This window comes from Aliiglaciecola sp. NS0011-25, assembly GCF_040370605.1.
GTDB lineage: Bacteria > Pseudomonadota > Gammaproteobacteria > Enterobacterales > Alteromonadaceae > Aliiglaciecola > Aliiglaciecola lipolytica_A.
On sequence record NZ_BAABWR010000005.1, the window covers coordinates 106,591 to 127,729 of the forward strand.

General features: G+C 41.0%; 23 protein-coding genes. 2 read left to right on the plus strand and 21 right to left on the minus strand.

The genetic code is table 11. The annotated features are described in order from the left end of the window. Positions 1–105 precede the first annotated feature (105 nt). The 5 genes from ABWV72_RS06050 to prmA all read right to left on the minus strand — a co-directional run bounded on the left by ABWV72_RS06050 (position 106) and on the right by prmA (position 5,230). Entirely contained in the window at positions 106–339 is a 234-nt protein-coding gene (locus ABWV72_RS06050) for a hypothetical protein (RefSeq protein WP_216047923.1), read from the minus strand. A gap of 564 nt (positions 340–903) precedes the next feature. Beyond that, entirely contained in the window at positions 904–2,502 is a 1,599-nt protein-coding gene (purH, locus tag ABWV72_RS06055; protein ID WP_216047839.1) for a bifunctional phosphoribosylaminoimidazolecarboxamide formyltransferase/IMP cyclohydrolase, read from the minus strand. A 129-nt stretch (positions 2,503–2,631) separates the two neighbouring features. Continuing rightward, positions 2,632–2,925, minus strand: a complete 294-nt coding sequence (gene fis / locus ABWV72_RS06060) for a DNA-binding transcriptional regulator Fis (protein ID WP_040523552.1) — start codon at positions 2,923–2,925, stop codon at positions 2,632–2,634. A 29-nt stretch (positions 2,926–2,954) separates the two neighbouring features. Next, the gene (gene dusB, locus ABWV72_RS06065; protein WP_216047840.1) at positions 2,955–3,947 is read right to left on the minus strand and encodes a tRNA dihydrouridine synthase DusB; all 993 of its coding nucleotides are present in this window, start codon (positions 3,945–3,947) and stop codon (positions 2,955–2,957) included. 404 nt (positions 3,948–4,351) lie between these two features. Further along, positions 4,352–5,230 carry a 50S ribosomal protein L11 methyltransferase gene (gene prmA, locus ABWV72_RS06070; protein WP_216047841.1) on the minus strand — a complete coding sequence of 293 codons (879 nt, stop codon included), beginning with the start codon at positions 5,228–5,230 and terminating at the stop codon, positions 4,352–4,354. A gap of 143 nt (positions 5,231–5,373) precedes the next feature. Between prmA and ABWV72_RS06075 the strand changes: the two genes are divergently transcribed. Further along, positions 5,374–6,117 carry a substrate-binding periplasmic protein gene (locus ABWV72_RS06075; protein ID WP_216047842.1) on the plus strand — a complete coding sequence of 248 codons (744 nt, stop codon included), beginning with the start codon at positions 5,374–5,376 and terminating at the stop codon, positions 6,115–6,117. Here ABWV72_RS06075 and ABWV72_RS06080 read toward each other — a convergent pair. Beyond that, a complete protein-coding gene (locus ABWV72_RS06080; protein ID WP_303500315.1) occupies positions 6,104–7,609 on the minus strand; it encodes a S10 family peptidase in 1,506 nt (501 codons plus the stop codon). The genes ABWV72_RS06075 and ABWV72_RS06080 overlap by 14 nt on opposite strands. A gap of 454 nt (positions 7,610–8,063) precedes the next feature. Between ABWV72_RS06080 and ABWV72_RS06085 the strand changes: the two genes are divergently transcribed. Further along, entirely contained in the window at positions 8,064–8,273 is a 210-nt protein-coding gene (locus tag ABWV72_RS06085) for a cold-shock protein (RefSeq protein WP_008846166.1), read from the plus strand. A 104-nt stretch (positions 8,274–8,377) separates the two neighbouring features. Here the strand turns inward: ABWV72_RS06085 and ABWV72_RS06090 are convergent, their stop codons facing one another. From ABWV72_RS06090 to accB, 15 genes are all read right to left on the minus strand, one after another. Beyond that, complete coding sequence (locus tag ABWV72_RS06090; RefSeq protein WP_216047844.1) at positions 8,378–9,280, minus strand: DUF6492 family protein; 903 nt, start codon at positions 9,278–9,280, stop codon at positions 8,378–8,380. Between the two features lie 166 nt (positions 9,281–9,446). Continuing rightward, positions 9,447–10,268: an aminoglycoside 6-adenylyltransferase gene (locus ABWV72_RS06095; protein WP_353369325.1), complete on the minus strand. Its 822-nt coding sequence runs from the start codon at positions 10,266–10,268 to the stop codon at positions 9,447–9,449. A 166-nt stretch (positions 10,269–10,434) separates the two neighbouring features. Beyond that, on the minus strand, positions 10,435–11,268 hold the full coding sequence (locus ABWV72_RS06100) for an FAD:protein FMN transferase (protein WP_216047916.1): 834 nt from the start codon (positions 11,266–11,268) through the stop codon (positions 10,435–10,437). A 90-nt stretch (positions 11,269–11,358) separates the two neighbouring features. After that, the gene (locus ABWV72_RS06105) at positions 11,359–12,651 is read right to left on the minus strand and encodes a DUF3570 domain-containing protein (protein WP_303500318.1); all 1,293 of its coding nucleotides are present in this window, start codon (positions 12,649–12,651) and stop codon (positions 11,359–11,361) included. After that, complete coding sequence (locus ABWV72_RS06110) at positions 12,642–12,866, minus strand: DUF4266 domain-containing protein (RefSeq protein ID WP_216047847.1); 225 nt, start codon at positions 12,864–12,866, stop codon at positions 12,642–12,644. Before ABWV72_RS06110 ends, ABWV72_RS06105 begins: the two co-directional genes overlap by 10 nt. A 13-nt stretch (positions 12,867–12,879) precedes the next feature. Then, positions 12,880–13,335, minus strand: a complete 456-nt coding sequence (locus tag ABWV72_RS06115; protein WP_303500319.1) for a TlpA disulfide reductase family protein — start codon at positions 13,333–13,335, stop codon at positions 12,880–12,882. Between the two features lie 118 nt (positions 13,336–13,453). Beyond that, positions 13,454–14,167 (minus strand): hypothetical protein, encoded by a 714-nt coding sequence (locus ABWV72_RS06120; protein WP_216047849.1) that lies wholly within the window; start codon positions 14,165–14,167, stop codon positions 13,454–13,456. Then, positions 14,164–14,922, minus strand: a complete 759-nt coding sequence (locus tag ABWV72_RS06125) for a hypothetical protein (protein WP_216047850.1) — start codon at positions 14,920–14,922, stop codon at positions 14,164–14,166. The genes ABWV72_RS06120 and ABWV72_RS06125 overlap by 4 nt, the downstream gene beginning before the upstream one ends. Continuing rightward, on the minus strand, positions 14,912–15,241 hold the full coding sequence (locus tag ABWV72_RS06130; RefSeq protein WP_353369449.1) for a cupredoxin domain-containing protein: 330 nt from the start codon (positions 15,239–15,241) through the stop codon (positions 14,912–14,914). The genes ABWV72_RS06125 and ABWV72_RS06130 overlap by 11 nt, the downstream gene beginning before the upstream one ends. A 44-nt stretch (positions 15,242–15,285) precedes the next feature. Beyond that, positions 15,286–16,584, minus strand: coding sequence for a sensor histidine kinase (locus ABWV72_RS06135; protein WP_216047852.1), 1,299 nt, complete (start codon positions 16,582–16,584; stop codon positions 15,286–15,288). Beyond that, complete coding sequence (locus tag ABWV72_RS06140) at positions 16,585–17,256, minus strand: response regulator (RefSeq protein ID WP_216047853.1); 672 nt, start codon at positions 17,254–17,256, stop codon at positions 16,585–16,587. It abuts the gene before it with no gap. 203 nt (positions 17,257–17,459) lie between these two features. Next, positions 17,460–18,110: an OmpW/AlkL family protein gene (locus ABWV72_RS06145; RefSeq protein ID WP_216047854.1), complete on the minus strand. Its 651-nt coding sequence runs from the start codon at positions 18,108–18,110 to the stop codon at positions 17,460–17,462. A 176-nt stretch (positions 18,111–18,286) separates the two neighbouring features. Then, positions 18,287–19,075 carry a MipA/OmpV family protein gene (locus tag ABWV72_RS06150; protein ID WP_353369329.1) on the minus strand — a complete coding sequence of 263 codons (789 nt, stop codon included), beginning with the start codon at positions 19,073–19,075 and terminating at the stop codon, positions 18,287–18,289. Positions 19,076–19,326: 251 nt separating this feature from the next. Beyond that, entirely contained in the window at positions 19,327–20,670 is a 1,344-nt protein-coding gene (accC, locus tag ABWV72_RS06155; RefSeq protein WP_216047855.1) for an acetyl-CoA carboxylase biotin carboxylase subunit, read from the minus strand. A gap of 14 nt (positions 20,671–20,684) precedes the next feature. Continuing rightward, positions 20,685–21,131 (minus strand): acetyl-CoA carboxylase biotin carboxyl carrier protein, encoded by a 447-nt coding sequence (accB, locus tag ABWV72_RS06160; protein WP_303500323.1) that lies wholly within the window; start codon positions 21,129–21,131, stop codon positions 20,685–20,687. Positions 21,132–21,139: the final 8 nt, after the last annotated feature.

A 21,139-nucleotide genomic window follows, 5' to 3' on the forward strand; every position in this document is an offset into this window, starting at 1 on the left:
ATTGAGTAAGGAGTAGAGCTTAATATTGCGATGAATTGTACAGAATAAAAGCGTAAAAAGCGTGTCTAACTGCACGCTTTTTATCTTCAATTGGCTTCGAGGATACTAATTAGCACTTTTTAATTTGGAAAATTCTTGATTGAGTTGATATTTGTCATCGGTAACTATTGCTTCAAGGGTATTGAGGCGCTCTTTTACTGATTTAAGTTCAGCCTCTAAAGCGGCTAGGTTGCCAGAGCCTGACTCTAATTTCACTTTAGCGTCCATCATTTTTTGTCTATGCCCAAATATCATTCCTAAAATGACGATCGGTAAAACAAATACTAGCAAAATGTCCATATATATTCCTCTTTAAAACTGTTGTTGTGTGCTTTAATGTCTACAAAAGCAAATTGAATACCAATTAAAATTCATAATAAAAACAGTTAGTTAAATATTGCCGATGTTAATTTCTTGGTTTCTAGTACGATTTATTAGTCAAAAATACTACTTAGCTGTGTAATTTGCAAAATTCTTCATTTTGTTAGCCAACAGCAATGTTCCACGGACCAGAAGATTTCATTCTTGTAGCATGGCCTACATGCCATGGAAGGGAATACGATATGTCGGCGTAAATCTGCGGCGCTAAAGCATCCGCCTACAGGCCATGGATTATTATTCGAAAATGTGGGGTTGTAGCATAGCCTTCAGGCCATGGAAGGGAATACGATATGTCGGTGTATATCTGCGGCGCTAAAGCATCCGCCTACAGGCCATGGATTATTATTCGAAAATGTGGGGTTGTAGCATGGCCTTCAGGCCATGGAAGGGAATACGACATGTCGGCGTAAATCTGCGGCGCTAAAGCACCCGCCTACAGACAAAAAAAATCCGGCTAATGCCGGATTTTTCGATTATTCGCGCTTAATGTCTAAAGTGACGCATACCGGTAAATACCATGGCAATATCGTGTTCATCTGCAGCAGCGATAACTTCATTATCACGCATAGAGCCGCCAGGCTGAATGACAGCGACAATACCTGCTGCCGCAGCCGCATCGATACCGTCTCTGAATGGGAAGAATGCATCTGATGCCATTACTGAACCTTTTACTTCTAGGTTCTCATCAGCAGCTTTAATGCCGGCAATCTTAGCTGAATAGACACGACTCATCTGTCCTGCACCCACGCCTATTGTCATGCTATCTTTGCAATAAACGATGGCATTTGATTTAACATACTTAGCCACTTTCCAAGTGAACATCAGATCTTTTAGCTGTTGTGCAGTTGGTTGGCGTTTACTGACAACGGTCAAATCCTGCTCTTCAACCATTCCAAAGTCGCGCTCTTGTACTAGCAAACCACCGTTTACACGCTTAAAGTCATAACCATCGGTTAACTGACCTAACCAATCACCACACTCTAATAAACGTACGTTTTTCTTCGTTGCGACAATCTCGATAGCTTCTTTACTCACCACTGGAGCTATAATCACCTCAACGAACTGGCGATCAACGATAGCTTGCGCGGTTTTAGCATCCAACTCACGGTTAAATGCAATAATACCGCCGAAGGCTGAAGTAGGGTCGGTTTTGTATGCTCTATCATAAGCCGTGTACAAATCATCACCTAGTGCAACGCCACAAGGATTCGCATGTTTGACAATGACACACGCGGGTTCTGAAAATTCTTTGACACATTCAAGGGCAGAATCAGTATCGGCAATGTTATTAAACGACAATTCTTTACCTTGAAGTTGTTTTGCTGTGGCAACGGATGCTTCTTGAATCTGATTTTCTACATAAAACGCCGCCGATTGATGGCTGTTCTCGCCATAACGAAGATCTTGTTTTTTGCTTAGTTGCATATTGAACGTACGAGGAAATTCACTGTGTTGATGTTCACAATCATCACCACATTCATTGGAATCGATACGCGCACCAAAATAGTTAGCAATCATGCCGTCGTATTCTGCAGTGTGCTCGAATGCTGCAATGGCTAAATCAAAACGTGTTTTGTAGGTCAGTGAACCTTCATTTTCAGCCATTTCAGATAACACACGCTGATAATCTTTAGCATTTACCACTATAGTAACGTCTTTGTGATTTTTTGCCGCTGCGCGAACCATTGTAGGGCCGCCGATATCGATGTTTTCGATGGCATCTTCTAAAGAGCATCCTTCATTGGCTACAGTTGCTGCAAAGGGATATAAATTGACGACAACTAAATCAATCGCTTGAATGTCATTTTCTTGCATAACCGCTTCATCAATACCACGACGGGCTAAAATGCCGCCATGTACTTTTGGATGTAGTGTTTTAACCCTGCCGGCCATAATTTCTGGATGACCTGTGTAATCAGATACTTCTGTTACGTTTAAACCTGCATCAGCAAGTAATTTGGCTGTACCACCAGTGGATAGTAGTTCAACTCCTTGTTCAACTAGAGAGGTGGCAAATTCAACTATGCCGGTTTTATCTGAAACACTTAATAGTGCGCGGCGGATGGGTTTAGCAGATGTCATTCTTTTACTCTTGATTGTGTGAAGATTAAATTGACCAAATAGTCAGGTATAGCGAAAACAAAAAGAGCACCCTGAGGTGCTCTTTAGATTAAATTGTTACTTGAAACATGATGTGGGTAAACCCAATCATTAGTTCATTCCGTATTGCTTTAACTTTTTACGAAGCGTACCACGGTTGATACCCATCATGATAGCTGCGCGAGTTTGGTTACCGCGAGTGAAAGTCATTATTTCTTCCAATAAAGGCGCTTCCACCTCAGCTAAAACTAATTCATAAACATTTTCGACGTCAGTGTTATCTAACTGTCTTAAATACTTATTAACAGCTTGTTTAACAGAATCTCTCAAAGGCTTTTGAGCTTGAGTTTGAGATGGAGTTGTCACTGTAGTAGTGAAAGGTGAAGTCACATTTTGATCGAACATAAACATCGTGCTCTTTAGTTGATAAAAAATTAAGCAGCAGGTGACATTGAATGACACTCTGCCAGTTTTTCAAAATACGTATTCAATTGGTCGAGTTGCTCTTGAGCATCTTCGATTACATTGAATTTAGCTCGAAATACGCGTTCCTTGTCGTGATCTGCTAAATACCACCCCACATGCTTGCGGGCTATTCTGGCTCCCATAAAATCACCATAAAACTGGTGAACATTACTGACGTGTTCAAGCATGACGCTACGAACCTCATCAATAGTTGGCGCGGGAAGCTCTGCGCCGGTGTTCAGATAATGTAATATTTCGCGAAATATCCAAGGGTTACCTTGGGCTCCACGACCTATCATCAATGCATCCGCATTGGTCATATCCAGTACTTCTTTTGCTTTCAAAGCACTGGTGATATCACCGTTTGCAACAACAGGTATTGAAACTGATTGTTTTATTTTAGCAATCGTTTCGAATTCCGCATTGCCTTTGTACATGCAGGCTTTAGTACGTCCATGCACTGCCAAAGATTGGATACCATTGTTTTCGGCAATCTTCGCGATTTCTACACCGTTCCGATTATCTTGGTTCCAACCCGTTCTAATTTTCAGCGTAACAGGCACATCGACAGCATTAACCACTGATTGAATAATTTCTTCAACCAATTTGGGGTATTGCAATAAAGCAGACCCAGCCATCTTTTTATTCACTTTTTTAGCAGGGCACCCCATATTGATATCAATAATCTGAGCGCCATTACTAACATTTAGTTGTGCCGCTTGAGCCATAAGCTGTGGATCTGCGCCGGCGATCTGTACAGAGCGAATGCCTGATTCACCCGTATGATCCATCCGTTGCTTTGATTTGTCTGTATTCCAAACCTTAGGATTGGATGACAGCATTTCTGACACCACAAGCCCAGCACCCAAATGTTTACACATTTGTCTGAAGGGTCTATCAGTAACACCTGCCATAGGTGCTAACATGAGATTATTGTCTAATACATATTGACCAATCTGCATGAGTTAATAGGCCCTTTTGTTGAACAATAAATGTTCGGCTAGTCAAAACGGGCGCTATGTTACGGTTTTTTGAACGTTTTGAAAAGGCTAAATTTTAAACAAAAGTATAATTTATTTGCGTTCAAGGCCTTGACAGACATAGCTTTCCATGGCCTGACCAGTCTTTGAGTTATTTTTTAAACTATTGATTTGGAGAAATATTATTTGTTAAACAAAACCTTATGTTATTTCATATCAATTTGTGAAGTTTTGTTACAAATCCTTCGGATGGACTAATCGGTCTGATTTTATTTTTAAAAAATTTTTGAAAAAGTCGTTTTTGAAACCCGAGGGGGGATTAAAAGGGATTGCTGAGGCTCAAATTTAGCTAAAAACCAACTTGAACCTCAATTGATCTAAATAAATTATTTTTTCTTACCTGATACTCTGGCCCAGTCACCTTCGATGGCGATAGGTTCCATATCAAAGTCTGCCGAATAAAGTTGGTCTATTTCTTCAGCTTGGTTGGCCAATATACCGGATAAAACTAACAGGCCACCTGATTTGCAATAGTTAGTAATCACTTCGCGCAATTCTCTCAACGGACCCGCTAAGATATTGGCAAGTACGATATCTGCCTGCAAATCTGGTTGATCCTTAGGTAAGAATACGCTTATTTTATCTGCCACATCATTGCGCCCAGCGTTATCTTTGCTGGCTAAAAGAGCTTGAGGGTCGATATCTATACCAACTACAGATTCTGCACCTAATTTCAATGCGGCAATACCCAGAATGCCCGAACCGCAGCCAAAATCGACCACGGTTTTACCTTCCAAAGTGAGGGCGTCTAACCATTGTAGACACAAAGAGGTAGTAGGGTGAGTACCGGTTCCAAACGCAAGTCCAGGGTCAAGCATCACGTTTACGGCTGTTGGGTCGGGGATGTCTCGCCAACTTGGGCATATCCAAAGCCGCTTGCCAAACTGGATTGGGTGGAAATTATCCATCCATTCCCGCTCCCAGTCTTTGTCTTCAAGTTGATCTAATTTGTGGGAAAATCCTTTTCCTAAAATCTTAGACTTCTCAAGTTGCGATACAACACGCTGCATATCGAACTCTGCGTCATATAAGCCTATCACTTGAGTGTCTGGCCATAACATGACCTCTCCAGGTTTAGGTTCGTACATTGGTGTATCTTTGGCGTCAGTAAAGGTTACAGCTTGCGCACCATTGGCCGATAACATGTCGCCAATCTGTTCCGCATTTTCAGCGTGGGTGTCTATTATTAGTTGAATCCAAGGCATCGGGGTTTCCTATAAAGTCATTTTACAATAGTATCAAGGTAGACAAAGATCGGCTTGTTAATTTTCAACTAAATCGGAATCTAATGCTTTTAATGGTTAACCATAGAATTTTTATAGCGCTGTTTTGTCTGACGAATTTAATAGTGTCGAACTTTGTAGCAGCCCAGCAAAACTTATTCGTAGCAGTAGGGTGGGATAAGCCTCCTTATGTGATGAATAATGCCAGAACTGGGTTTGAAATAGAGTTGATACGAGATGTTATTAAAAGCATAGGCTATGACGCTCAATTTATTCAAATTCCTTACGGTCGTTCATACGACACCCTTAATATGCCCAATATTGATGCCGTAGCAACTTTGAGTAGTAAACGTCAAGCCAAGCAAATGACACTTTCCAAAGCCTATATTCAATATCAGAACGTCGTTGTTACATTGGCCGCTTCCCAAATCGAATTAACTGATGTGCAAGACATGTCTAATTTATCAATCGTTGGATTTCAGTCGGCATTTAGGCTTTTAGGTAATGGCTTTTTGAAAATGGCCTCGGCTAATCCTAACTACAGAGAAGTACCGGATCAGGCGCGCCAACTGAAATTATTATTTAGCAAAAAAGCCCAAGCGATTGTACTGGATGTAAATATCTTCAATCATTTAAATAGGACATTATTAGGTAAAGTTGATGAACAACCTGTGGTCATTCATCAGCTTTTTTCACCTAGTCTCTATCGTGTTGGTTTTATCGAGCCAAAAATTCAAGAACAATTCGATAAAGCGTTGGTAGTGTATTTTTCTTCTGAAAGATATGCGCATCTAATTCAAAAATATCAATTCTACAACGCTGCCGTTTCAACTGGGTATCCGTCGATTGGTTCTTCTAAGGAAGAATAAAAGCTCGAATATCATTCACTAAGGTTTTCAGCGATGGTTCATGTATATACATCATGTGACCAGCCTCATAATATTTCATAGTGACACGGTTAAGATCTATTCCGTGATGGTTCATCGAGTGTTCAGTGGCAAAAAATGGTGTAGCCAAATCATAATAGCCATTGGCAACGAATACTCTAAAGTCCTTATTCTGACGCATACCTTTGGATATAAACGGCGTGACGTTAATAAATCCCTGACTGCGCGCTGAATTACCATATAGCCAATTCCAATTAACAAATACTTCGCCGCTCAATACGTGATAAGGCTCAGAACGCTTAACGTTAATATCGTTGGCAAAATAATGTTGTATCGCCGCTGTGTAGGCTCCATCAATGGCATAAGATGCTGGGTCAGCCTCAAACTGGTCGACGACAATGTTCGCGTCTTCGCCTAGATAACGGCTGTCCAATCGACCTACAACCTTACCTTCATCTCGCATCAATTCTTTCATAAACAAAAATTCATTAATGCGCAGTTTAGATTGTGTAATGTACTGCTTTTTGAGCCCCGTATAGGCATGCAGTTTATTTACAACATTATCAATTTCTGCGGGTTTAGCAAGAGCACCTTTGAGTAGCACTGTTGCGTATTCATTTAGCGCAAAATCTCGTGTCTCAGCAACGAATTCCTGCAAACTATTCCAGTTAGATTTATTCGGGACTTTATTGTGATACCAAGCCGTGGCAGCGTAGGTTGGTAAAAACGTGACGTAAGGTAGATCGTTGCCTTCGGTGAAGTCACCAGTTTGAAAATCGATTATCGAAGATATCAGTAAGATTCCGTTTAAATCAATCGACCCCCAACCTTCTTGGAGTTCCTTAACCATAGCCCCAGCACGAGTGGTACCGTAACTTTCCCCGGCCAAATATTTAGGTGAATTCCATCGATTGTTTTCAGTAATGTACACGCGCACAAACTCAGCGAGTATTTCAGCATCTTGTTTAACGCCCCAAAACGCTTTACCTTCATACTCACCAAGAGGCGTTGAGAATCCAGTGCCGACGGGATCGATAAATACCATGTCTGCAATATCTAACAGACTTAGAGGATTGTCTTTGAGATTAAATGGTGCAGCGCCTACTTGTTCTGCATCACTAGGTAATACCACACGTTTTGGGCCAAACAAGCCCATGTGCATCCATACAGATGACGAGCCTGGTCCACCATTGAATACAAATAATAGCGGTCTAGATTCGGAATTTTTCACGTCTGTGCGCGTGTAAGCGATATGAAAAATACTGGCTTTAGGTTTGCCCTTGGCATCTAAAAGATGACTATCACCAGCGCTAACCTTATATTTAATGCTGGTGCCATTAAATTTACCTTTATGCTCGGTTACGCTCATCTGTGCTTCAGGAATTTGCTTGATTTCTTTGTCGGATTCTTCTTTCGCATCCGCATTCAAGGTTAAAAACAACGTTGTGGTGAGGATCAGTATTATTTTTTTCATATCGTTCTACTTGCCATCTTTTTTTATTGAAAAATGTTATTTGATAAACATTTTACCCAACCAAATCAGATTTGGATATGGTTAATACTCGCTTACCTTAAGAATCGCTATGCTAATGGTAAATCGATGCCAATAACTCAAAATTAGCGATTTCAAATAGAACATTAATTGTACGATTTCAGTGTGAAAATCGAATTCGAGAATGCTAATGATTCTGTACTAAAACTGTACAATAACAAATTAAATGCCAGATTTTATTGGATTAATTTACATATTTAATTTGACAGAATCTCAAAGTAGGGTATGCTTCGCCTAGCTAAGAAAACCTCGTTAAATATCTACATGTTCGTTGTTATATCGTTGTTCTTCGTCCTGTTGTTTTTAAGTTCGGTCTCTTTTTATGCTAAACCTGCCAATTTTGGCACCCAATTTAATTTTTACAGGAAGATATAATATGTCTGATAAAGTAGTAGGAACTGTTAAGTGGTTCAACGAAGATAAAGGTTTTGGTTTCATCGAGCAGCAAGGCGGCCCTGATGTTTTCGCTCATTTCCGTTCAATCGTTGGTGACGGCTTCAAGACTCTTAAAGAAGGTCAAAAAGTTGAATTCACTATCGGCCAAGGCCAAAAAGGTCCTCAAGCTGAGAACATTCAAGTTATCTAATTCAATTTATCGTTAGACTAGTCTAACGAATTGATAGAAAACTCAAAAAAGGCAATCACATGATTGCCTTTTTTATTGCCTTTTTATGCCATGCTTGACTGTTATTACGATTTAACTGGCACAAATGGACTAATCCGTTGCCAGACTTCTTCTGGTTCTAATCGAGATTTACTGCCAACTACACAGAAAAGCCCTGGGCAATCTGATGAAAAGCTTTTCGCCGTATCCCAATCTTCATATGGATGAGAATCATGGATTAGTAATAACTGTGGGTGGGTCTGACTTCCTGCGGTGATATGAAACTTATCTAGGTTTTTATTTTTCATCGAACACAGATAATACAGCGAATACTCTGTCCATTTCAGCATCAAAAATCGTGATATCCGCCAATTCCCAGGATGTTTAGGGTTGTGCAATGAACATAATGCCTTTACCCAATCTTTTTTCCAAAGTGTGGTTAATTCTTCGGTCAGTTGCTTGGCTAACTTAGTCGATAATATTGCCGGGGTTACGTGCATACCTTTTGAAGTATCACCTACCTCTGGAGACATTTTTAATAGGCGGGCAGACGACTTCCACCATTTAGGGTGAAAACTGCGGGGTTCGTATTGCAGTAGTGCTTTGCCTTGAACAATCAACTTTTCTATAGACAGGGGTTTCAAACAAATAACGTCAGCGTCGAAGGTAATGTAAAATTCGTCAGTGAATTGTGTGTATGCAGCTATTTTGACAATTTGTTGTTTTCGCCAGCCGCGCATATGTTGATGTTTACCCAATTCTGGTACGAGATCCTCTTCAGACATCACCACGGGATTAAATTGTGCCCAGCGTCTTACTTTTTCAGTGACTATTTGTACTTCGTCTGGCGGGGTAACAATCAAAAACTTTGAGAATAAACCGGGTTCACAGAATGCGTCTAGAGTTTTGAAAAGGATTTCAGTTCTACCCAAGTCATCCACATCGTAACTTCCCCTAACACTCAATGGTAAAATTGCACCAATTGTCATTCTATTATCCTTTTAAATTCTCTGATGTATTGATTAAACAACGACAAACATTGCTCAACAGTGGCAGTGACTATTCATCTGCGCTACTTTACTTGAGTTTTGAATAAAAAGGCAATCCATTGAATTGCCTTAAATTTACCTTATAGCCTTTATGTGATTATCTAGTTTATAGCTCAACTTGTTTGGTTGATGCTTCTTTGTGCAAGTAGGCCATCGCCAATTGCTGAGCTGCTTCTTTTAATTCAAGTTGCTCGATGTGCACTTGCCTTAGCGAAACATAAATTTCGGCTAATCTTTCCAAGGCAATAAATAATGACTTTCTATCATTTTGTGCAACTGTTTTGGCTAACTCCTGAGATAACTTTGGTAGTTTGAACTCAATTTTACGTAGACCATTAGGTTCAAATCCATGATTAAACATACCTAAAGGTCCAATCACGGTTTGTCGTATAAACGACACGAAGTCTAGGGCTTCGTATAGTTCGCCGCGAGCTACTTTTGTTACACCATAGTGCATCCAAATCCAAAACCGATCTTCGAACCATTGAGGCGGTTGGATGGGATAATGTCCTTCGCCGCCTTGATATATTTGGCTTAAACAATTATCGACCTCCCATAATACGACAGGCGTATCTACCCGCTGATGGGCGTCTTCTATAGACACAAACTTCAAATCAACATGCAATGGCTCTTCGCTATCGAACAGACAAATTAACAGTCTAGGTTCGCCTACATGCTCTCCCGTTGCACAAGCGACTAGCCTTCCCATGTTTGCAGCTATTGCCTGACGTTGCTGCATTACCTGCTCAAGGTGGGATGGCAAAACGGCAATGACTAAATCCAGATCACTGAATCTATCGACTTTATTTTCTGCAGCAGATCCCGATAGGGCGAGACCCACAAATCGTTCATCTTTCGATATTTGAGAGGTCAGTTTAGTTAAAAAACTTCGTTGGTGCTCAAGTAAAGTAGTTGGAATATTTGACATGAAACCATGCTCCTTTGCTGGCTTGAATTCACTGATTTGAAAACAGCGTGTTGAATCCAAGCCTAATTTTACAATCCCTTCGGCTTCTCCTTTCTACTTCGCAAAGCAGCATTTCAGAATCGCATTAATTTTCAAAGGAGTAAATAGATTGAAGGATAAAAAGGGGCTACCAAAAACACCAATGTTTGCAGTTTTGTTGCTGGAGAAAGGTTTCTGCGTTTTGGCCTTGCAAGAGTGCCAAAGTTGCTAGCAAACCACTTTGAATGCAATGTTGAGCAGCGACGGTTACAGAGCGCGGTGCTTGTTGGATCGGGTAACCGGTTTTCGGATTTAGAACGTGACTATATCGAACTCCATTTTTAAGCAGGTAGCGGTTTGCATCGCCACTTGTTGCCAGTCCACCACTGGCAATATTAACCATGGCAATGCCCCCAGAAGCATTACTTGGGTCTTCGATACCCACCTGCCAATATGGCTGTGATTTGCGCGCTTGGGTAACTTGTATATCACCGCCGAAGTTAACTAAAACAGATACATTTGGCGCTACTTGCTGGCATGCTTTAGCAACGCAATCAACCGCATATTCTTTTCCTATACCGCCAAAATCTAATTCAAAACCTACTGGTAAGGTGATTGAATCGGAGGTATAAGTAACATGTTGCCAACCTAAATAAGGTAACAATTCAGTTACTTGTGCATGCTCAGGGATTTTATCTGAACCATCAAATTGCCAGGCCTTTCTTAGCACTCCTGAAGTGATATCAAATAACCCCTCACTAATTTGGTAACAGGTATTGGCAAAGGCAAGCAGTTTGGCTGTTTCCGAATCAATTTTTACGGCCTGATTGTTACTCTGATTTAGCCTATGCATCACATTGTTGTTTTGATAACGGCTATATTTATTTTCGATTCGTTTGCTTTCTGTGTAAGCAATTTTAGTGAGTGTTTTAGCGAGGTTTGTATCCTCACTGTCCAGCAATATCTCACAAGGACTGGCCATAGCAGAAAAGCGACCACAAATATGGTCGCCTCGTTGCTCTATAGTGAAAGGCATTTCAGTGTTTCGCATATCTTGTTCTCAAACAAGCCGCTAAAAACTGTAGCTTACCTGTGCTATCACTGCTTTTAAAGCGGGATACAGATCTTCATCGGCTAAAGAACCTGGTTGCTCAAATCCAGCATTTTCTGGGGTCTGTTGATAATACTCCAAACGAAACGCTAGTTCGTTACCATTTTCTAATTGCATACCGTACTTTAGTCCCAGCGTAATAGCTGTCATCTTACCTAAGCGATAATCTGCACTGGCATGCTCAGGAAGAGGCGTTGCTTGCGACAAAAATGGGTTGTAAAACTCCGCCTCATTTTGTTGATAATAACGAATATGCGGCTGGATATAGCTGGTTTCCGATAGGTTATATCGAAAACGAGTGTCAATCGTATGAGAGTCTATTTCCCAATCGTCAGTTGCGAAACGATAAGAAAAATCTAACACACCTTGATCAAGGGCATATTTGGTTTGCCAGTACACACTGTGCTTGGTTCGCTCTGTCGGACGAGACTCATGCACTATGTCTTGGGTTACTCCTTGCTGGTCAACTATGCTGAGCACTTTGTAGGGGTCATTGTGATAACCATCAGACATCGACAAGCTGTAGTTAAACTGCATCAACATACGGCGATTAATCACTTGAGTGACACCAAACAGCAAATCTATGGTGTCTTTTTCTTCACTACCTTGTATTCGAGTTGCATCAAATGCTTGTTGATAGGCTTCGGCGCTATCGAATTGTCCGTTATCTACGACCATGCTGGCAAAATCCACAGGACGGCCACCTACCGGATCTATGCTGTCAAAAGCATAGGACATTCCTGCTGACAGTGTCGTGTTTCTTTGATTTAGATCCATATCCAGCGAACCGTTTCCAACAATGGATAAATAATCATATTCTTTGGAAACTTGTAACCCGCCACTAACCCGATAGTTTTCACCTAAAGGTTGTGTCCATTGTCCACTTGCCTGTACCCGAGTATCTCTAAATGTATCATCTAGAGGTGTTTCACCCCCTTCTACAGTATAAGAATCGTTACCAGAAGGACGGGTAAATGTTTGTACGCCAGATTGCGCCACCGCCCCTGATGCCGAAGCTCCGGTTAGTGTATCGATTACCAACTTACCATTAAAATAGTGTTCATTGCCGAAGTCTTTATTGGCGTTGAATACACCTTCTACAAGTTGCACTCTGTCCGTTTCACCGTAGTACAAAATGGCAGTATCGAACTTCCATTCCTCGGCATTGTCTTCAGCTTGGACGCTTGTGCCTAATAAAGCGCAAGACGCCGCAGCAAGCAGGGCACTGACGTTTTTGCTTTGTTTTAGTTGCATCCACAACCTCCGCCTGCAAATGAACGTCCACCACTGGTCGCTTCCTTACTAAAATAAATATGATCATCTAGACCAATATCTACACCTTCGGAATCCAGTGCCATTTCATCTTTAGCTAATAGATCGCGCTCCCAAGGTTGGACACCTAAATTTGCACAACCAGCTAGTTGCAACACTGCGATCACGGCAATAAAAATCGTATATTTTCGTTTCATTTTTTACGCTCTCCTATTGGTTAAGTAGCGTGACAATTTCTTGTTCATAAGATGCGGATTTATCTACATGAAATCCCTTGTGAGCGACCACAAGTTCACCTTGCCTGTTAATTAAGTAACTAGTTGGCATACCTGGAATTTGATATTGGCTGGCTAAACTGCCTTGGGGGTCGAAGGCAATTTTGAATTGAGCCGGATATTTAGTTAAGAATTTTTGCGCAAGTTTGCCGTCTTTATCTAAATTTACTGCTAACACGACCAAGCCTTCAGACTCGTATTTGCGGGTCATTTCATTCATCCAAGGAAAGGATTTTCGGCAAGGTTTGCACCATGATGCCCAGAAATCCAAATAGACTACTTTGCCCTTGTAGTCACTTAACTTGATATCTTGCAATTGAAAGTCGGGTGCCGGTAAAGCACTCGATTGGAAGTGTATTAATAGAAACAGGGTTAACAGCAAAAGACGCATAAATTACTTAATCTAAACCACAATGGAGATAGAATAAGTTATCAACCTTAAGCGAACCTTAAGCTTTGAGAATACAGATTAAGTTTTTGGATGGGGAATAGGGGTTTGCGTCCGAACTTTAAAATTCGTACTCGAGCACAAAGCGTAAAGTATGGTCTTTGCTATCGCCATTGAAACCGGAGATAAAACCTAATTCCCATTTTAATTGTTTTTGCCCTTGGTAGCGTTGGATACCCATAAATGCAGGGCCGATACCGACAAAGTTTTCTCCTGTATAGATTTCTACTGAGGGTTGAAGCCATGGGTGCCAACGATATCTGTATTTAAGCCTGAATTGGGGAATGACTTCGCTTTCGGTATCGATACCTCTATCGTTACCCCATACATAACTGAGTAAAAAGTTAGTGGTTAAACTAGTAGAACCAAATTCTTTTTCGATCAAAATACCAGACGTTGCTTCCCATAGGTCTCTGTCATGGGCTTTTTCAATTTCAAACAGCGCGCCCCAGTCAGCCCAATACTGTCCTTGTTCTGTCAGCATCCAGCGAGCTTCTACTTCATAAGATGCTAAGCCAAAGTCGTCGTTTTCGTCTCTGGCTGCGACTAAATAGAATTCTAGAGTCATGTATTCTGAAACTGCAGTTCCAAAGGCAAAACGTTGGGTTAGCAAGTTACCGTCATCATTCTGGCGCGAGGCAAATCGCCATTCTACTTCTCGCTCATTTGGTAGAACATAGGGGTGGTATACCTTGTCGACAGAGCCTTCATCGGCGAAGACCAGCGGGCAAAATATCAAGTTTATGAGTACACATAAAAAGCTGAAAAGCTTCATATTTTTTGCTCCATAAATACGCTTCTTGTTGTGTTCAGGAAACAGCCCATCAAAATCGGCACTATCAAAGCTGCTAAATAAATCAAAATATATAATCCTGTTGGCGATGACTCGTAACCTATCAATGTGGTAAGAAATTGGCCGATCTCATTTTCATCTGAAATGAATTGCTCAGTGCTCCAAATTTTTTGTGAGGTGACCAAGTCTGTCTGTTGCAATAAATTGGCGATGTGAGAGAACTGACCGACAGCAAATATTAAAAACAGATAGCGGGCCACTTTGACTTTTTGTAATGGTTTTAATAGCAGTACAAGTAACGTGGCAATGCTTGTACAGATTCCAATACCTAAAATTAACCCTAAAAATAACGAATTACTCTGTTCGTTGACTTGCCAGAAACTGACATAAAACAGCAATAGGTTGCTGGCATTTAGAATGATGATACAAGTAACAAAAGATGTGGCTAAAACACGGGCGGTCAAACTGAGTCTAAGGGGACGATTAACAAAAAAGCACAGCGCAAAGATGTAACACAGAATAAGCAAAATGATTTTTAAAAATTCAAATCCCAAGCCATCTGCTAATTCAGAGATGTAACCGATATTTTTGAATACGCTCAAGCAAACAATAATGCCGCAAGCAATACCAAGAGGTAGCCAGTGCCGCCAGTTCGGTATCAAGACGATTAAAATGGCTATCGCCCAAAAGATCGGTAACGCATCTTTTAAGAAAAGCACCACTGTATTACTTAACATCTTGATTCTCCTCAGTGGACACGACGTTAACAAAGCCAATTGCTGTATTGGGGTGATATTCTCCAAAGTAACGATACCTACCGGCATCTAAGGGACCGACGTAAATACTTGAGCGACTATTTGCAAACACTACTTTTTCTCTGTTGAGGTCGAAACTATCAATTTCTTCAGGAGTATCATCCTGATTGATAAAGGTGATTCTTACTTTTTTGTGCTGCGGAATATCAATTTCTGGCGGGTAAAATAGATGATTTCGAATCGTGATAGTAATTTCGTCGATGGCAAAGGCGTTAAATGATAGCGCAACAAACCCTATCATCAATTTCTGCAAGACGTTTTGAATCCTTCTGGTGAGCAACTTTTTCATGCAGAATAAAGCTCAACAAGCACACTCAAACCACCTAAGTCGGATTTACCTAGTGTAAGCTTGCCATTGTGCATAGCGACTATTTGTTCGACTATGGATAAGCCTAATCCACTTCCTTCGATTTTACTTTTTTGATGATTCTGACCACGATAAAAACGTAAAGTAGATTTAGCTTGCTCATGTTCGGGAATACCGGCCCCAGAATCGTCAACGTTAATGTGTAAACATTTATCATCCAGACTTAAGTTTATCCGTATATCACTATTCTCTGGTGTGTATTTATTGGCATTACTAATCAGGTTTTGCAGCAAGGTGTAAAGCGCAAATTCATTTCCCCGAAATTCACAAGACTCACCATTGAGTTCAATATTTTGGTTTTTTTTATCGATATTTACATAAATATCGGAAATGACTTTCTGCGCTATTTTATAAGGATCAAAAGTGTCAAAGTTGGCTGAAATTATTTCAGGATTGGTACGACTTAATAGCAAAATTTGATTTACAACATGAATCATTCGATCAGTATCTTGTTGTAAATGTTTAATATCTTCGTAGTCTGAGCATTGACTCTGCTGTAAATTGTGCAAATTTATTTTCAGTACGCTCAGTGGCGTTCTTAACTCGTGTGCGGCATGACTGGCAAATTGCTTTTCCCGCTCAAATGCGGAATTCAACCTGGTTAACAAACTATTAAGTGTGTTCACCGTTGGCAATAACTCTTCTGGCGTTCGAGACAGCTCAATAGCCGAAAAGTCGTTTTCTCGTCGAGTAGACAACTGACTGGTTAGTTCCCGCAGCGGTGCTAAACCATAGGTAACGAGCAAGAAAATCGCTAACGCTAAAACTGGGATAGCAACAAAAAATGGTGTCATCGCTGAAATCATCATTTCTTCGGTAAGCTCAAACCGAGTTTTTAAAGGCTGAGCAACAAAAACCCAAGTAAAGGTTTGTTGATTGAAGCTAGCGTAAACCCGCCATCGTTGGGCATTGAAGTTCTGGTCGGAATAACCGATTTCAAACGGCGCTATTGGGGTTAATGGCACATTACTTGTGCGCAAAACTAAGTTGTTAGCTGACCAACTTTGAATCGCTAGATCTTCATTTGACGCGGGAATCGTATCGTTAATTTGATTAGGTAGGTTAGTAATACTCTGAGCGAGTGTTTTCAATTCAGCGTCGAATAAAACCGACGACATTTGCATTCCTGAACGATACCCTTGCAGTGCGGCAATGAAACTAATCAGCGCGATGGCACTGATAAGAAGTAAAGTCAGATATTTACGAATTGAATCCATTTAAGCAGGGTAGGCTCGCTGATTTATACTGTAGCCTACACCACGAACGGTCTTAATAAAATCTTCAGGTAATTTTTTGCGCAGATTGTGAATGTGAACTTCGATTGTATTACTTGCCACTTCATCGCCCCATTCATATAGCTTAGATTCCAGTTGTTGTTTGGATTGAATACGCCCAAGATTTTCCATTAAGGATTTAAGCAGGGTAAATTCACGACGGGAGGTTTCTATTGGCTGATTATCAATTATCAATAAGTGATGAGTAATATCTAGGCTGACTGGTCCGCAGGTTACTAAGGACTGTTGAGAGGTGCCTAACCGCCTTTCCATCACACGTAAACGGGCCAATAATTCTGACATTTCAAACGGTTTTGGCAGATAGTCATCTGCGCCCTTATCTAAGCCTTGGATTTTATCCGAGGTAGAGTCACGGGCGGTTAATATCAGTGTTGGAATCGGGTTTTTTTGTTTGCGGATTTTATCAAGTAAGGTTAACCCATCCATATCCGGCAATCCAAGGTCAAGAATCATTAAATTGCAATCGTCTGAGTTTAGCGCGGCTATCGCGTCTTTGCCGTTGAACACACAATTAACGGCATAGCCTTGGGTTCGCAATGATTTGCTTAAGGCTTCCGATAACGCGTGGTCGTCTTCTACTAATAAAATACGCATAATAATTGATTCTTTTTCATTTACAGCAATCGGTTGGGAAATTGACAATAGGTTAAGTCAGTTACAAATTGCATATTGATCTTCCCTATCATTATAGAAAGTTTACCTTAAAATAGTATTAACGCAGATAAATAGACGACAGAATTTTTAGCCAAAAAAAACGGGCACTTCAGTGCCCGTTTTGATCGTCGTTTGGGGTTGGTTTAAAATTTATAACCAACAGTCAGTGAATAAACAAATGGGTCAATATCCACATCCACTGTTCCAGCAGTCCCATTATTAGTAAATGTTGCTTCAGTGCTGATATCTATATAGCGCGCTGAAGCGTTAACAAACCAATTGTCGTCCAACATGTAATCAAAGCCGATTTGTGCAGACAAACCAACAGAGTCATCTAACTCTAAGTCACTAAAGCCCGCTTCTTGATTGGCTGCGGTGAAATCTTCACTGAAGAAAATAGTGTAGTTAACACCTAAACCAACATAAGGCTGAAATGCACTATCGGCATCTAAGAAGTGGTAATTAGCTGAGATAGTTGGCGGTAAGTGTTTTGTTGAGCCTAATGCGCCCACTGTGTCTAAACCAATATCATGTTCAAAAGGCGTTGCTGCTAGTACTTCAATCGCCCAATTGGGTGACAAGAAATACGCAAAATTTAATCCTAACTGAGTGTTGTTATCTACATTCACGCCAACACCAACATCCGTGCTACCGATAAAAACATTACTGCTTGATTCATCTGGTGCAACAGTGGTTACACCGGCACGTAAAATCATATCACCGGTTGTGTAGGCTTGTGCATTAGTAGCGCCAAGAGCGATAGCTACAGCAAGATAGACTGCTAGTTTTTTCATGTGTTTCTCCATCGAAATATGTGTTTAAGTTTGATGGGGAAAGCTTACGGCATTGAATTTTTCTGATATTGATCTGGCTCAACCAAAAACGCTCGAAACATTGATGTAAATCAAAGTTTTATAATACATGACTCAAGAATAGCTGAATTGCACAATGGGAATGTATTTTGCGCCTTTTAGTTTTGATATTCGCTGCTTTTTTTAATCTGCCAAATTACACCTGCTCCAAAAGCATAATTATTTTTATCCACTAATAAGGGGCTTTCGAGGTTGGCGGCTGCATTATGGAAATGATAGGTCGCACTCATAAACATGCGAACAGTAGGGGTCACATTGAACATGTAGCCGGTAGAGAGTTCCAGACCCAAATAGCCTTGTTTTGCATCGTATGCAGGCCGCTGTTGGGTGGCGAATTGGCTATCAACTTGGTAAAAATAGTCGTGCAGTTTTTCTGTGCCCCAACTAGGCGATACACTAATTCTAAAGCGATCTTCGGATTGCAATGCGCCAATGTATTGGTAGGTCAATTCTGGGTTCAACACATATCCTCGGTGGGATAATGATGAAAAATCAGTTGAGAATACCGCGCGACTTTGTACTTTTAATTGGATTTGCTGAAGACCAGTGGCTTTTTTACCGCTTTCGAAAAGCTTAAGACGAATTTGTGGGCCTACCTCGAAGACAAAATCCAGATCGGGCATACCGGCGCGCACTGAGTCGTCACTGGAGTCTGCGCTAAAAGCAGCATCAATAGACAAATCTATTTCTATCCAATCCTTTTCCACCGCAACCGCACGTATAACGCTATTTTCGCCTATTCTGAAAATATCGCCGCGATAAATAAAAAAAGGGACTACAAACCCATTGTTGTGATTCTTAGCTGCGCCTGGATATTCTGGGGTGCTAAATCCAGCACCGACGATACCTGCCTCCCAAAGTGGTTTTTTGGTGTGTTCATCGTCCATAGTGGTATCGATTTGAGCTAGGCAAGGAAGGCAAATAAGCGCCAGAAAAGGCAATAAGAGGCTTGGTGTTAGATTCACAAAAATACCGTTCGAATACATATAGTAAATGGAATGAGCTCAAGTTTAATATTTTAAAAGTCGTTGAAGCAGTACAGAGATAGCAATACGGACACGAAAAATTATTGAATAGCAGGGAGAGGAATAATCAGGGCCTACCTAATTTAGACTAGATAGGCCCTTTACGTCATAGATTATGCGAGTTTAAGCTTTTTCTCTAAATAGTGGATGTTTGTACCACCGTTAAAGAAGTTTTCATCTGCCATAATGCTTTGCTGTAGGGAAATGTTGGTTTTAATTCCTTCTACAACTAATTCATCAAGGGCATGTCGCATTCTCGCAATTGCCACGTCACGATTTTCTCCATAAGCGATTAACTTACCGATCATAGAGTCATAGTGAGGAGGTACACTGTACCCGGCATATATATGAGATTCCCAACGAATACCGAAACCACCTGGCGAATGGAACATATTAATTTTTCCAGGGCTAGGCATAAAGGTCGCTGGATCTTCTGCATTGATTCGACATTCAATGGCATGACCGCGAATCTGAACATCTTTTTGTTCAATGGATAAAGGTTGACCAGCAGCAATACGAAGTTGCTCTTTAATCAAATCCACACCAGTGATCATTTCTGTGACAGGATGTTCAACCTGAATACGTGTATTCATTTCGATGAAATAGAAGTCGCCGTTTTCATAAAGAAACTCAAAGGTTCCCGCGCCACGATAGCCAATTTCGATACAGGCTCTACGGCAACGCTCACCAATTCGCTCACGGGTTTCTGAATTAATGCCCGGTGCAGGTGCTTCTTCCACTACTTTTTGATGACGTCGTTGCATTGAGCAATCACGTTCACCTAAATGAACTGCATTACCTTGACCATCAGACAGCACTTGAATTTCAACGTGACGTGGGTTTTCTAAGAATTTTTCCATGTACACAGTAGCATTACCAAAGGCCGCACCGGCTTCGCTTTGAGTCATGGAAATCGCATTGATTAGTTCTGACTCTTCACGCACAACGCGCATGCCTCGTCCGCCACCACCGCCAGCTGCTTTAACGATAATTGGGTAACCAATTCGTTTAGCAATGGCTTTGTTGCGCTCTGGATCGTCATTAAGAGGACCATCAGAACCTGGCACGCATGGAACACCCGCTGCTTTCATAGATTTGATTGCCGACACTTTGTCGCCCATCAATGTGATAGTTTCAGGTTTAGGACCAATAAAAATAAAACCACTTTTTTCAACTGCTTCTGCAAATTCTGCATTTTCAGCTAAAAAACCGTATCCTGGATGGATAGCAACTGAATTAGATACTTCAGCAGCGGCAATGATTCGGGGGATATTTAAATAGCTTTCTGTGGCTGAAGCTTTGCCAATACAGATTGATTCATCTGCAAGCAAAACGTGTTTCAGATCCTTATCTGCGGTGGAATGTACAGCGACGGTTTTAATTCCCATCTCTTTACATGCACGCAAAATTCGAAGTGCTATTTCACCCCGGTTCGCAATTAAGACTTTATCAAGCATGATAATTGGCTCGCTTATTCGATTACGAACATGGGTTGATCAAATTCAACAGGCTCTTGGTTTTCTACCAAAATTTGTTTTATGACACCTGCTTTATCTGCCTCGATTTGGTTCATCATTTTCATTGCTTCAACGATACACAAAGTATCTCCAACATTCACTTTTTGACCCACTTCTACAAAAGCAGGTGAACTTGGTGAAGCTGAACGATAGAAAGTTCCAACCATAGGAGATTTAAGCACATGACCAGACACTTCTGGAGTTGCGGCTGGTGCTGCGGCAACTGGGGCTGGGGCAGCCGCGGCTACTGGTGCTGGAGCTGGTGCGTATTGCACGGGAGCTTGTGAAGAAGCGCTAGCCCTATGAATGCGTACTGACTCTTCACCTTCGGTAATTTCAAGTTCCGAAATACCAGACTCTTCAACTAGTTCTATCAATTTCTTTATTTTACGAATATCCATTTAAGCTC